This is a genomic window from Qipengyuania triglochinis (assembly GCF_054655615.1).
Map to the genome: position 1 here is coordinate 193848 of NZ_BAAHND010000003.1, position 14154 is coordinate 208001.

The 14154-nt window shown below is 59.9% G+C and carries 8 protein-coding genes; 5 read left to right on the plus strand and 3 right to left on the minus strand.

Going from position 1 to position 14154, the window contains the following annotated elements:
- The first annotated feature begins 56 nt into the window (after positions 1–56).
- The 5 genes from ACYQ0G_RS12740 (at position 57) to ACYQ0G_RS12760 (ending at position 8543) form a co-directional block, all read left to right on the plus strand.
- Positions 57–3608: an autotransporter domain-containing protein gene (locus tag ACYQ0G_RS12740; RefSeq protein WP_460103211.1), complete on the plus strand. Its 3552-nt coding sequence runs from the start codon at positions 57–59 to the stop codon at positions 3606–3608.
- A gap of 88 nt (positions 3609–3696) precedes the next feature.
- Positions 3697–4131 (plus strand): hypothetical protein, encoded by a 435-nt coding sequence (locus tag ACYQ0G_RS12745; protein WP_460103213.1) that lies wholly within the window; start codon positions 3697–3699, stop codon positions 4129–4131.
- A 429-nt stretch (positions 4132–4560) separates the two neighbouring features.
- Positions 4561–4788, plus strand: a complete 228-nt coding sequence (locus tag ACYQ0G_RS12750; RefSeq protein ID WP_460103215.1) for a hypothetical protein — start codon at positions 4561–4563, stop codon at positions 4786–4788.
- Positions 4789–4845: 57 nt separating this feature from the next.
- Entirely contained in the window at positions 4846–7125 is a 2280-nt protein-coding gene (locus tag ACYQ0G_RS12755) for a TonB-dependent receptor (protein ID WP_460103217.1), read from the plus strand.
- Positions 7125–8543, plus strand: a complete 1419-nt coding sequence (locus tag ACYQ0G_RS12760) for a PepSY-associated TM helix domain-containing protein (RefSeq protein ID WP_460103218.1) — start codon at positions 7125–7127, stop codon at positions 8541–8543. Before ACYQ0G_RS12755 ends, ACYQ0G_RS12760 begins: the two co-directional genes overlap by 1 nt.
- 37 nt (positions 8544–8580) lie before the next feature.
- Here ACYQ0G_RS12760 and ACYQ0G_RS12765 read toward each other — a convergent pair whose 3' ends face one another.
- The 3 genes from ACYQ0G_RS12765 to ACYQ0G_RS12775 form a co-directional block, all read right to left on the minus strand.
- Positions 8581–9876, minus strand: a complete 1296-nt coding sequence (locus ACYQ0G_RS12765; RefSeq protein WP_460103220.1) for an Nramp family divalent metal transporter — start codon at positions 9874–9876, stop codon at positions 8581–8583.
- 61 nt (positions 9877–9937) lie between these two features.
- Positions 9938–11818 (minus strand): ABC-F family ATP-binding cassette domain-containing protein, encoded by a 1881-nt coding sequence (locus ACYQ0G_RS12770; protein WP_460103222.1) that lies wholly within the window; start codon positions 11816–11818, stop codon positions 9938–9940.
- 134 nt (positions 11819–11952) lie between these two features.
- Positions 11953–13875, minus strand: a complete 1923-nt coding sequence (locus ACYQ0G_RS12775; RefSeq protein WP_460103225.1) for an FUSC family protein — start codon at positions 13873–13875, stop codon at positions 11953–11955.
- Between the last annotated feature and the right edge of the window lie 279 nt (positions 13876–14154).

Below are 14154 nucleotides of genomic sequence, written 5' to 3' on the forward strand. Positions count from 1 at the left end.
TCCTGAACATGTGTTCATCTTCGACCTTCACCAAACGAAACCGTGAAGGATAACGAATGCCATCAGGTCACCTCGCTCGACGCTCATCCTTTCAGCGCCTTGCTCTCTACACCACTACCGCAACCGCATCCCTGATGGCCTCGGCTGCGGTCCATGCAGAAAGCACCGATGCACCGAACGTTTCGTCGGTTGCGATCAGCGAAACAGGTGCCGCACACGGTCTGGATCTCTCGGTTGGTCCGGTTAATTCCGACGTGCGACTGTCTTCTTCATACCTTAACACTCCGCTGACCGATGCTGGCGTGGTGACCACCGCAGCGGCTGCGCGGACCCCCGATTTTGTCGTAGACACGCCGCAAGTCGTGGTGGAAGGGCCCGGCGAAGGGCATACTCTCAACCCTGACGAACCAGGTTCGATTTTCGATGACGCAGTCGATGTCACTGGCGTTGGCCAGTTCTACCGCGCGGATGGTTTTGTTTGCACCGGCACGTTGATCAATCCGCGCACCGTCCTGTTTGCGGCTCACTGCGTTAATGACGCTGGAGAAGATGGTTTTGGTGCCGCAGTGGGGAATATTCCCGCAGCTTTCGCCTTCCAGGCCGACGCGCTCGATGGCCTCAGATCCTGGATCAGATCGGGCTATTCCTCAGTGCCGGAAGACTATGTCTACAACATCGAGCAGATCCTGTTCGATCCGGACTCGCTCGCGCGGCCTGAAGCACGGGGCTTCCTCGAGAGCGACGTGGCTCTCGCTGCGCTCGACACTCCGGCAAGCGATGTGCCCACATGGGCGATGCTGTTCTCGCCCCTGGCCACGCCAGCCTCGATCGATAGCGTATCGGGCACCGGATATGATGTCCGCGTCGTTGGCTATGGTCGCAGCGGCTATGGCGAAAGCGGGTCATTCCAGGGCACCGATTTCCGTCGGCGCGCCGCCGAAAACGTGCTCGGTGCGCTCGCTTCGCTGAATGATCGGAACGAATGGCTGTTCGGCCCGGGCGATTATGGCTTGCCTCAAAATCTTTACCAGACCGATTTCGACGATCCGAACGGGACCAATCCCTTCGATTTCAACCTCTTCCGCGATGGCGCCCGCGATGTGGAAGGGAGCACTGCAGGAGGGGATTCGGGTGGCCCTCTCATTCTCCAGTCGTCCATGACCGAGCTGGTGATCGGCGTCCTTTCGGGTGGATCGCGTTTCTTTGCCGCCCAGCCCGATTCATCCTATGGCACCAACAGCCTGTACCAGCCGCTCTATCTTCACTGGGACTGGATCGTCGCCAACAACCCTTATCGTTATGCCCAGACCCTGGCAGGCGACGGCAATTGGAGCGATGCGGATCACTGGCAACTGGCGCTCGACCCGAATTACATGATCATCGATCAGAACGGGGACTTCGCAAACGGCGTGCCCGATAGTCCGGGGGCCGGCCTCGAAGGCACCGAGCCGAAATTCGGCCAGGTATGCGATGGCAACTTCTGCCTCGATCTGGCGACAGGCGATATCGTCGATTACGATGGCAATATCCTCGTGCCCGGCGGGTCTGATACCGATCCCGAATTCACCTCGAACTCCATCGGAACCGTGATCCCGGAACGCCTGCTCGATCTCTCCCGCTCGACGGCCGAAAGGAACGCTACAGTCGCTGCAGCCGAGGATATCGCTGCCCTGCCTGAAGCCACTTTCGCCAACGGCCTTCCCGGCGGCAGCGGCTTTGTACCCGACAATGTGGCCTATTCGCCCGAGACCGCCGATAGCGAGCGTGTGAACGCGCGCTACTTCGACGTCACCCTCGCGAATGCCGGAACCACCACGCTCGATACCGACGTCACGATCGACAAGTTCATGATCGCCGGTGCCGAAGCTGCGCTCGACATCACCGCCGACGGAATGCTGACCAGCCTGGTGGACATCACGCAGATGGCCGGCATGATGAATGTCGACGGCACTTTGGCCAGCAATGGTGACTATCTGCTGTTCACCGGCGCGCTGACCGGCAACGGAACCGTACAGACGCCTTACTTCACGAACATGATGGGTATCGTTGCCCCCGGCACGATGGGGACCATTGGCACGCTGACCTTCGAAGGCAACGTCATCCTGACATCCGGCGGCGTCTACAGCGTCGATTTCGACGGCATGGGACAGTCGGACCTCATTTCGGTCGCTGCCACCGAGTTCGACGATGAAGGAAACGCGCTCAACGGGGTTGCCAGTATCGGCGGCACCGTACTGCTGAACCCTGTCGAGGGCTCTATCCTGCGCTCGGGCGATACCTACACGATCTTCACTGCAGAAGGTGGCTACGAAGGGACGTTTGCTTCGCCGGACGTCAGCGCCATTCTGCGGCCGGAATTCACTTATGGCCCGCAATCAGTCACGATCTCCATCGAGGCTGGATCCTATCGTTCGGTTATCGACACCAGCTCGCCGGTTCAGTCCGCTTTCGCTGCGCTTCTCGATCGAAACCGTTCGCAATATGACCAGTACGATGATCTCTTCGGACCGCTCGACCTTCAGGACACGGCATCCATCCGCGATGCGCTCGAGAGCTTCGCCCCGCGCGAACAATCGCTCCGTGGCGCCATGGGACTCGCGGCGGTCAATGTCGGCAATCGCTTGATCCGCGACAGACTGGTGCAACTGGGCGCCAATAACGACATGGGCGGCGGTGTTGCCGTGATAGGTCAACCAAATCAGGTGGCCCGCGCAACTTCGCTGGACAGCGGTAATGTGCCAGCGGCAGAGCGAGCCTATCTGGGTCAGGAGCAGACCGGACTCGCAGAGGACTATAGCGGTTATCTGGCCGGCGGTTACGTCGATGGCGAAGCGTCCGGAATGCCTACTGCAACGCCGCAGGGCCAAAGCAAGTTCGATGGCTTCTACATCGGCGGCGGTCTGGAAAAGGCGATCGAGAATGGCGCGATCGGCATTGCCCTCACTTATATCGATATGGAAGGCAATACGGTGGTGCCCACACACACCGCAGACGCTGAGTTGTATCAGGGTTCGCTCTATGGCGTGACCACGATCGGCGGTATCCGTCTCGATGCCCAGATTAATGCCGGTGCCTATGCAACGGAAACTCGGCGCAGCGTAGCGGCCGGATCGAGCGAATTCGACATCGTCGGAAATGACACAGCCTTTGTGTTCTCTTCCGAGGCTGGCGTCGGCAAGGTTCTCAGCGCAGGCGCGTTCGATATCACGCCTCGCATCGCCTTCCGGGCTGCCCGGATCGACTTCGGTCGTGTGGCGGAACAGGGTGGAGGCCCTGCCCTGTCTTACGAGCTGCCAAGTTATGACAGCTATCAGGCACGCGCCGGGATCAACCTTGCCGGGAAAGGTGGGTTCAGGCCCTTCGTGAACGCCAGCTATGTCCACGACTTCGCGGACCGTCCGGCCCTGTTCGGCGCAAACTTTGTGGGCGGCGTCGGACCGAATGTCGGTTTCGCGCTGCCATCAAGCGATCACAATTGGGCCGAAGTAAGTGGCGGCCTCGGCTATCAGGCTGGCAATGTCGGCTTCTCAGTCGCCGCCGAAAGCACGGTCTGGCGTGATGAGGTGTCCTATCAGAGCTATTACGGTTCGGTCACTTTTGCCTTCTAGGCTAAATACGGAGGGGCGGCCTGCTTGTCAGGTCGCCCCCTTACCTGACATATCGAATGGGCTGAGGACTGAAATGAAGGTAAGAACCTTGGCCATCGCGACCTGCGTTACGCTGGCCACAGCCAGTTCTTCCGCGATCGCCCATCAGAAAACATCCTCTCTCTCACAGTCCGAGAAGCTGCAGGCTATCGTCACCCGTTCATCACAACAGCAGATCGCTCTCTGGCTGAGTGAAACTGATCTCTGGATCGCAAACTACCGACAGGCAGAGGCCTTGCTCGGCAGAGAACTCCTTCGGGGTGGCGACGAAAATTCCTTTCTTCTTCACCGTGCCGAGATCGTAAGGCTCACGTGCAGCGCAGAGCAGGCCGGCACTTCATTTCTCGAAAGAGTCGAAAGGCTGCGTACAGCTCACGAAGACCTACGCCAGTCGCATCGAAATTTCATCGCAACCATGAAAACGATGGCCGCGCGATCCAGTAGCAGCAGAAAACCAGAAACTGCGATCGATGAACCCTATTAAACGTCTGTAAAAATTGCCGTTCCCGATTTTCCTCTTCACCATTAAACCGGACGGAACACGTTCTTGGATGATAGCTTGCCACAGCTAGACTTTATTCCGTTCGTCGAGAAGCGCTTCCCTCTATAAAGTAGCGAAGGTAATGGGCCAAGCGTGCTACCCGGAAGGTCCTTTTCCCGGCTGTTATTGCCACTTGCTGCCTTGGTTACCCTTGTGCAGATGGCAGTGCCGCACGGGTGGATGATCGGTGCTTCGGAGGATGGGGATCCCACCTTTGTTCCATGCCCTACTGCATCGCCGGAACTTGCCCGTTTTGCCCAAACCGGTCGAAATTCCGATGCCGCGCAAGATGAACACAGCAGGCATGGCGGGCATGGACAGCACGCTGCACCGCAAGCTTCGTCGCACGGGGCGCCTGCCGATCATGCCGGCATGGCATCCGATGACGAAGAAAAGCACGACACGCATTCGGCCCTTGCCAGCGTAGTCTGCGATTTCGCTGCATTAAGCGCTTCAGCCACGCTCCCCGATCAACCGTTCATCGAACCTTTGCTGCCCGATGCGCCCGAGGTCTTGGCCGGCATTACTTTGGCCATCGCGCCTGGTCGCGGTCTTGCCGCACCGCCCCCGCCTTCGACGGGACCGCCGCTCACCGCCTGACACTCTACGCTCGATTTGCCGCGCTTTTGCGGCCCTATGCTTTTGTCAGGACAATTAATGACATCGAAATTCAAAAGCCGCGCGCGGTACGGCGCGTCGGCACTCGTTTTGCTATCTTCTCCCGCCTTGGCCAATACTCATGACGCAGCTGCGGAGGCTGCCGACGATAACAGCCCGATCGTGGTGACCGGCACGCTCGAAAGCCGCGAGATGCGTTCGCTCGATACGCCCGCGCTGGGTGTGGCGATCGATGCCGACCAGATCGGCGCGATCAACACCGTCAACGCCGAGGATGTGATCCGCTATGCGCCGAACCTGATCGTCAGGAAGCGCTATATCGGCGACGCCAACGCGACCCTTTCCTTCCGCAACATGCACACCACGCAAACGCCGCGTGCGCTGGTGACAGTGGACGGTTTCCTGATTTCCGATTTCCTTGGCGCAAGCTTCGCAACCGCACCGAAGTGGGCAGTGCTTTCGCCGACCGACATCGCCCGGGCTGAAATCATCTATGGCCCGACATCCGCACGCTATGCTGGCAATTCGCTGGGCGGCACGCTGCGGCTCGAAACCGCGCCGGTCGAGAGCAATGCTATCTCGCTAGGCGCACAAGGCTTCCACCAGAACTACAAGTACTACGACACGGACGAAGACCTTTACGGCTTTGCCGTGAACGGCCAGGCCGATGTTGCGATCGGATCGCGCGGGGGCGTTTCGCTCGCCTATCGTCACTTCGAGAACGAAGGCCAGCCGCAGCAATGGCGCACGGTTTCGCCCGGCACGCCGTTTGCCGATCAGGCGATTGTGGACAATGAACTGGGCTTCCCACTGCGGATCGCGGCGCAGGATAGCACGGTCGACAGCGTCGAGGATCAGTTCCGCCTGCGCGGCAATTACGATCTGGGTGGCGGCTGGGAGCTGCGCGGCCTCGCAGCGCTGCTGATCGACAACGAAACGACCGACGATCCCAAGAGCTTCCTGCGCAACGATGCCGGAGAACCGACCTTCGTCGGCATTTCCGGTGTCACCCGTGGACGAACGCAGAGCACCGAACTGCTCGCCGGGCTTGGCCTTGCAGGCAATGTCGCAGGCTGGGATGTCGACCTATCGGCAAGCCGCTTCGAACTGCTCGACGAGCGTTCCCGCCAGTCGAACGGTGTCGATGTAACGACCGGCATCATTCCAGACAGCGGCATCGTTACCGATGAGGATGCTCACTGGACGAATCTCGAGGCGTCTGCCGAGCGTGACTTCGGCGCGCATCATGTCGCCTTGGGCGCATCCTACGCGGGCTATTTCGGCGCAAGCGAGACGGGCGCCGTATCCGACTGGCGTACCGGCGATCCAAGCGCGATCCGCAACGCCTCGGGCGGGCAGACCCGGCTTGCAGGCGTGTTCATCGAGGATGCGATCACTCTTGCGCCGATGCTCGAAGCCACGCTTGGTCTGCGCTATGAGAACTGGCGCGCACGCGGCGGCTTCCTGCAGGATGGGCCGACCAGGGTGGATTATGCATCACGCACCGAAGATGCCTGGTCGCCAAAGGCGGCACTTACCCTGCGGCCGGACGAGGCGACGGAGATCGTTGCTTCTGCCGCATGGGCCACCCGCTTTCCCACGATTGGCGAGCTCTATCAGGCCGGCCTCATCAGCTACGGCCCGAATGTCGGCGAAATCGATCTGGACGGGTTCGATCCCAACCTCGCTCCGGAACATGGCTTCGACCTCCAGCTCACCGCATCGCGGCGTTTCGACAACGTAAAACTCACGCTCAGCGGTTTCCGCCAGGCGGTGGACGATACGTTGTTCAGCCAGACGATCCTCGTGCCCGGCGCCGAAGATCCTTCCGTGCCGGTCAGCCAGTCGCTGATAACGAATATCGGCGAGGTCGAGACATGGGGCGTGGATGCGATCGTGGCGGTCGAGGACATGTTCATCGAGGGCCTGTCACTGGACGCCAACGTTTCGTGGATCGACGCGAAGATTTCGGACAATCCGCTCAATCCGGAGCTTGAGGGCAATCGCTTCCCGCGTGTGCCTGAATGGCGGGCCAATGCGTCGCTGCGTTATACGGTTTCGCCGCTGCTCGATCTGGCGGCCAATCTGCGCTACCAGAACACGCCGGAGCGCAATCTGGAGAACAACGCCAGCTCGCGCTGCGACACCTATTACTGCGTGTCGCCCTTCACCTTCGTCGATCTGAAATCGACCGTGCATTTCGACGGTTTCGACCTCGATCTGGGCGTCGACAATGTGTTCGATGAGAAGGCCTTCGTGTTCCACCCCTATCCGGGCCGCACCTTCGTGATCGGCCTGCGCTGGAACGGAGGCTTCTGATGAGCAATGCCACCGCCGCAACCGGCACCCCCACCGCCCGGCAGGAACGCTGGTACCGCTCGGTGTGGCGGTGGCATTTCTATGCCGGGCTTCTGACCGTGCCCTTCGTCCTCTGGCTATCGGTGACGGGCGCGATCTACCTGTTCAAGCCGCAGGTGGAGAGCTGGATCGACCGGCCTTACGACAGCCTCGAAGTCACGAATACGCCGCTCGCCCCCTCTGTGCTGGTGGACAGGGCGGAGGGCGCGGTCCCCGGTTCAGTCCTGCACCGCTTCATCCTGCGCGAAGAAGCCGACGATGCGCAGCGCATCGTGGTGGGCGTGGGCGCGGACGAGACGCGCGTCTATCTCCATCCCGACACCGGCGAGGTGCTCAAGACCGTGGGCGAGCAGGACCGCTTCATGCGCGTCATCTTCCGCCTGCATGGCGAACTTACCGTGGGCCGATGGGGCTCGACGCTGGTCGAACTCGCGGCAAGCTGGACGATCATCATGCTGCTTACCGGCCTTTTCCTGTGGTGGCCGCGCGATGCAAAAGGGCTGGGCGGCGTTCTTTATCCGCGATTGAGCCAAACGGGGCGCAACTGGTGGAAGGATCTGCACGCCGTCACCGGCATCTGGGTCGCTCTGTTCGCTGCCGTGCTGATCTTCACCGGTCTGCCCTGGGCCAAGAGCTGGGGCAACTACTTTGGCACTGTGCGCGAGGTCACCGGACAGATCGATGGCCCAGTCGACTGGTCGCGCGGATCAGATGTCGAGCGGCAGGAACGCGCCGCGCTCGATCGCCAGGCGCGCGCGGTGATGGGCGAACATGCAGGGCATGCGGGCATAGGCGCAACAATGGCTGGCGGTCCTGATACAATCTCGGCCCCGGCGCTCCAGCTGGATCGCGTGGTACCCTCTGCCACCCGTTTCTCGCTGCCCGCGCCGGTCGAGATCACCCCGCCTGCGCAAACCGACGCGCCATGGAAAGTGGTGTCGAACACACCCAATCGCCCTCAGCGCACCAATGTCGAAATCGACGGTGCGACGGGATCGGTCGTCGGCCGTGTCGACTTCGCCCAGCGCCATTGGGTCGACCGTGTAGTCGGCTATGGCATCGCATGGCACGAAGGCGCCCTGTTCGGCGTCGCCAACCAGCTCTTCGCGCTGGCGATCCTAATAGCCCTCGTCGCTCTATCGGTTTCAGGCGTGGTGATGTGGTGGCGGCGGCGACCGGAAGGACGCCTGGGCGCGCCCGCGCCAAAGGGCGTACTGCGCCACAGCTGGCTGCTCGTGGGACTTACCGTTGCCTTGGCATTCGTAGTGCCGTTGTTCGGCCTGAGCCTGGCGCTGATCGTCTTGGTCGAGCGGATACTGCTGAGGAACACCGGAGCAAGAGCATTCCTTGGGCTTAGAGATCCGACAGCTCAGTTTTAAAGATGCTAACCCTGCAAAGGTTCTGCTGGTGCGGCCTCTACCCCACCAGCCGGATCACCTGCTGCACGGCGAGCACAATGAACAGAATTGCCGATCCTGCCAATGTAACGTTGGCGATGACACCGTTCCGGGCCTCGGCAGGCAGGCGTGCCGAGTTATTCAGCAACAGCAGCGTGATAGCGAGGAACGGCATGAACAGCGCGCCGAATGCGCCATAGACAATGACCAGCAGGAACGGGCGATCCGCGAACAACAGGACCATTGGCGGAAATGTAAGCCAGGCGAGATAAAAGCGGTAGGCATTGCTGCCCTCATGACCGCCCTCACCCTTCTCCTTCAATTGATACCACCAATCGGAGAAGAACAGGCTCATCCCTTGCCACACGCCTAGCAGCGAAGAGACAGAGGTTGCCGCGAAGCCGACCAGGAAAAGGATCGCAATCGTCGCTCCGAACCGCTCTTCCAGCACATCGGACAAACCAAGCAGGCCCCGATCGCTATCTTCCAGCGCGATACCGGCGGAGTATAGCAGTTCGGCGCCAACGATCATCATGGCTATGACAAAAGTGCCGGTCACTACATAGGCGACCGAATTGTCGACGCGCATCATCGGCAGCCACGGCGTACCGCGCCATCCCTTCGCCTGCGTCCAATAGCCATAGGCAGCGGTCGTGATCGTCCCGCCCACTCCGCCGATGAGACCCAGCGTGTAGAACAATGAGCCTTCCGGCAACATAAAGGTCATGCCGCGCGCCAGATCGGGCAGGCTTGGCGCCACGAGGATCGCGAGGCCGACCATGATCACGAACATCGTGCCGACCAGAAACTTCATGACCGTTTCGAAGGTCTCGTACCGGTTGAACCAGACGAATATGAAACCGAACACCCCTGCGATCATCGCCCAGCTGCGCAGCGACAGCCCCGGGAACAGCGCCGTGAGAGGCAGGGCGGTCGCGCTCATCGCAGTAGCGCCGTAGATGAAGCCCCAGATGATAACGTAGATGCCGAAGTACCAGCTGGTCCAACGCCCGAGTGAGCGCCAGCCAGCCAGAATGGTCGAGCCGGTGGATAGATGGTAGCGTGCGGAACCTTCGGAAAGTGCGATCTTGACGATGCAACCAAGTACGGCAGCCCAAAGCAGTGCATATCCGAAGCGTGAACCCGCGATCAACGTGGCAACGAGATCGCCCGCGCCAACCCCGGTGGCAGCGACAACGATGCCCGGACCAAGATGGCGCCACATCTTTCCTCGCGACGGCGGGCTCTGGCCAGCGTCTGGACCATCGTCATCAGTCGGATTTTCACGCCTGCCGATTTCGCGGTTGGTGGTCATAAATTCCGTCTTTCCAATTCGATTATTGTCCCGGCCCATGATCGTTTATGCCTAAACTAAGTTAGCCATTCTCGATTGCCTCCAGCGCGGATCCGGCTACCAGCCAAGCTTCTTCCGCCTCCGCAAGACGGTCTGCAGCTTCAGCACGCAGCCTCAAGAGGTCTTGGATCTTGTCGCCAGTCTGACCAGCGTCGACAGTGCTGTGTTCGAGGATCAATCGATCCAGCTTCTCGACTTCGCCGCTCAGGCGCGCCACTGCTTTTTCTGCCTTATCCAATTCCGATTTCGCGAACCGCACCTTGCCCGCAGAGTTTGCCCCGCGCGCTGGACGGGAGCCTGCGGCACCGGTGCGCGTGTTATCTTTGTCCTTCTTGGGCTGATTACGGCCCAGGACGAAATCGATGTAGTCCTGCATACTCCCCGCATATTCGCGCGCAGTACCGTCATCGACCAGGAAAAGGCGATCTGCCGTCAGTTCGACCATATGGCGATCATGGCTGATAAGAATAACGGCACCGGAATAGGCATTAAGCGCCTGGATCAGTGCCTCACGCGCATCGACATCCAGATGGTTGGTGGGCTCGTCCAGGATCAGCAGGTGAGGCGCATCGCGTGTGATCAGGGCCAGGGCCAGCCTTGCGCGCTCCCCTCCGGAAAGCTTGTCCACTCGTGTTTGGGCTCGGGGACCGGAAAAGCCGAACCGTCCTAGTTGTGCCCGCACCGCGCCTTGGGCGGCCCCTTCCATTGCGCGGTTCATCAGGTCCAGCGGGGTGTCTTCACCCGCCAGCTCTTCAACCTGATACTGCGTGAAATAGCCCACTTTCATCCGGCCGGGAGCATTTACCTCGCCTTCCGCCGGGTCCAGCTGCGCAGCCAGAAGGCGCGCCATGGTGGTCTTGCCGTTACCATTTCGACCTAGCAGTGCGATCCGATCGTCGGCTTCGATACGGAAGTTCAGGCGCCGTAATATCGGTGGCGCCTCGCCATACCCGACTGCCGCCTTCTCAAGCGTTATCATCGGCGACCGCAATTCTTCCGGATCGGGAAAATCGAAGCTCAGGCTCGGGTCTTCCATCAGCGCTGCGATCGGCTGCATTCGCGCCAGCATCTTTGCCCGTGACTGGGCTTGCTTGGCGGTGGAAGCACGGGCGCTGTTGCGGGCGACATAATCCTGCAGCTTGGCTCGCTGGGCGTCTTGGGAAGCGTTGGCCGCTGCCAATTGTGCCGCACGTTCTGCGCGCTGTTTTTCGAACGCATCGTACCCGCCAGTATAGAGCGTTAACTGGCCGCCCTGCAGGTGCAGGATGTGATCGACCACCTTGTTCAAAAGGTCACGCTCATGGCTGATTACCACCAGCGTGGCCGGATAGGATTTTAGAAAGTTCTCCAGCCACAGCGTCGCTTCAAGATCGAGGTGGTTGGAGGGCTCATCCAGCAACAGAATATCCGGCTCCGAAAACAGCAGCGCACCCAGCGCAATGCGCATCTTCCAACCACCGGAGAAGCTGTCTACCGGTCGTTGCTGCATCTCTTCGTCGAAGCCGAGACCATTGAGGATCTTTGCCGCGCGCGCTGGCGCACTGTAGGCATCGATAGCCAGCAGGCGGTCATGCACATCGCCCATCCGGTCCATGTCGGTGCACGTCTCGAGTTCGGCCAATAGTTCAGCGCGCTCAGTCGCTGCGGCCAGCACAACCTCTTCCGGCGTCATTGTGCCGCTGGGCGCCTCCTGCGCAATATAACCAATGCGGGCGCGCGACGGCTTGGAGATTTCGCCAGCATCAGGTTCGATCTCGCCTATCAAGGCCTTCATTAGTGTGGATTTGCCCGCGCCATTGCGCCCAATCAGGCCTACACGCGCACCCACCGGCACAGTCGCGCTGGCATGCTCGAGAATGGCTCGGCCGCCAAGCCGCACTGTGACACCGTCGATGGTAAGCATGGAGCGCCCCTAACAGCCTATTGCTGCTCGCCAAACGAAAATAGGCGCTGGCCAGCTTTCACAGCGCTGCAGAAAAGATACATTTCCGTATAAAGATTGAGATTGCGCCAGTTGCGCAGGGGTCCTTCGCATCTTCAAAAGCGGAAAGCGCGGCTCTGCATCCTGCGGTCAGTTATGAGACGCGCCGCCCCCGTCAGTGAGCCGGCAGCACCACGACACGCGACAGTGATCGCCTCCTCAGGATTCTCGGTTTCGTGTGGCAATGGGCGCGGTGCGTCGTCTAGTTCCGGAGACGTTTCGTTATGACCAGGAGTACGCAGCCGGACTATCGCTCTTTCCAACTCTGCGACTGCGCCGACAGCGGACGGTTGAAGGCTTTTTGAAGCGGTGCGATCCAGCTGACGTACTGCAAGCGCGATTTCATGCACCCAATAGCTGGTGAGCACGAGTTGGTGCGTGATCTTGTCCCTTTGGCCACTTGCGCGCGCGCCCGGAAAAATACGCAACGGCTGGATTGCTTCCCTCATATTTGCAAGCTTGGTCTCGAAATCATGCAATGCTGCTGTGAGACGCAAACGATCCAGTGGATCCCCAAGCTTGAATGCGGCCAAGACCTTATGGGTAGCATCGAGAAGGTCGTTCAATTGCTCACGCGCGTGGGCATCGGTGCTTTTGGGCAGCACGAACGAGGCGACGATAATCCCGGAGGCGGCACCGATCGCCGTTTCTTCGAGTCTGAGCAGCATCAAGGCATCGGTGAAGCGACCGGTAGCCGAAAACAGCAGAGCGACAAGAACCGTTATGAAAAACGCCATCCAAGTGTAGGACTGAATGAAAGCGTAAAAAACACAGAAGATGGCGAACGGCATCAAGGCTACCGCGAGATAGACGTTTCCGTGCAACAGCCACACGATGCCCATCGCGACAAGAATACCGGCCAGGGTCCCGAAGGTGCGTTGCAATGACTTGGCCAAAGCCTGCCCGCGCGAAAACGTACCCGTAAACATCACGAAAGTGGTGATGACAGCCCAGTACCAGCGATCTGGTGAAAGCATCACACCACCCAGTATCGCCAGTCCCGCGGCCGCCGCAGACTGAACTCCGGGCCGAACGTGAGGTTTTATCGGCGGTGAAGGTGGCAAGCTCCATGATCGGGCCGCGTCGAGATCAGGCGGCATCTGCAATGCCCTCTCCAGATCATCGACCGACGAGCCGATCGATCCGAAAGTGCCTTGGTTCTGCAAGGGCGAGTAATCCGTCAAGGCATCGGAAAGCTTCTGAAGTTGTTCCCGCTCCTTAGCTCCAACCATTTCCGGATTGCCTCGAACCTGAAGCGAAAAACGCTCGGCAATCACCAGAATGGCCAGAAGAGCCTCGGCCAGCGGCCGATGGGCCAGCCGTCCTCCCGATAGGTTCTCCAGTTCATTTTCGGCAACGGTAACCGCTTGAGCTACTCGGGCCAGGTCCCGTTTCAAGCGAGCAACGTTGTCTCCTCCAGCCACATGAGCGGAAGTAGCTAACATCTCGCTCATACGCATCCGGATCGAACTGACCGCCCAGCGCATTCGGCGCCATGGCCTGTGCGGAACGACCAACTGATGCACGATGAGCGCGGAGACCGCACCTATGAGCACTCCACCCCACTGCCAATGAAGCATTGCGGTGTCGGGCTTCAGGAAGGCACCGAAGAAATAGCTGACGTTCGCTGCCAAGCCGACCGGAATCCAAGCTCCTCCGAATTGGCGCGCGTAAGCCGCAATGCCGATGACCAACACGAAGACTACATGATTAAGCCAGCTTGTGTGAAGCAGCGCGGAAAGTGTGAACATCGCGCCCGCTGAAAGCGACAGAGCCGCAATTTTCCCCACCCGCGCACGAGTTTGGTCATCGCTGATTGCCGCGCAGCAGAAGACCGTGACGGGGAACGCGATCAGAAACGCCGTTACCGGAACCCCGAACACGCGATCGATCGAGAAAGTCACAACCATGGTCAGTAGAAATGCAAACATGGCACGCGCAGCGCGCGCGGTTCTCAACATGCCCGGATCGGCACGCACGAGCACCTGCCGTGCATGTGATGGAAGCGCGTTTACGAAGAGGGTCAGGAGTGTCGGCATTGGAATTACCAAGGCAGCAAATCAAGAAGCAACCTACGTCCTCGTTTGCAAAGGCAGGAGGGTGATCGGTACAAGATTGAACAGCGATGGCAAACACAGCAAACTGCGAAAGATCGATACCTCCCGACAGCCTGAAACCTCCAAGTTCCAACTGATGACGATTCACGGTGAAGCGAGCATTGGCCACAGCAATACGGCCGATGTAATCGCAAAGCCGAT